This window comes from Pseudoalteromonas sp. NBT06-2, assembly GCF_002276045.1.
GTDB lineage: Bacteria > Pseudomonadota > Gammaproteobacteria > Enterobacterales > Alteromonadaceae > Pseudoalteromonas.
In genome coordinates this window covers 1-305 of record NZ_NQMR01000460.1, presented here as the reverse complement: position 1 = coordinate 305, position 305 = coordinate 1, and the positions used below count along the sequence as shown (strand labels likewise).

General features: G+C 33.1%; 1 protein-coding gene. It reads left to right on the top strand.

Translation table 11 applies throughout. The features are described 5' to 3' along the window. Nucleotides 1–222, top strand: a 222-nt coding sequence (locus CJF42_RS28025; RefSeq protein WP_215534225.1) for an antitoxin Xre/MbcA/ParS toxin-binding domain-containing protein, incomplete at its 5' end; no start/stop codon positions are given. Nucleotides 223–305: the final 83 nt, after the last annotated feature.

Here is a 305-nt window from a genome sequence, read left to right as displayed (position 1 = left end):
AATAATGACCAAATAGAGCGCTTGTCGTATCTATTAAATATTCATCAAGCGTTAAGGCTTGTGTTTGATAACCCTGAAAATGCTTATGGCTTCATGGGTTTTGAAAATAATAATGAATTTTTTAACGGTAAAAAGCCGTTAGATGTAATTGCAACTGGTAGCTTTGGTTCTTTATATGAAACATTCAAGAGAATTGACGCTATGAGAGGTGCACAATGGTAGTGGAGTAATAACGATAGTGTTAACTGGTTATAGATTAATAAACTCAAAGTATCCAACAATAGACATATTTGATGATGTAGCAG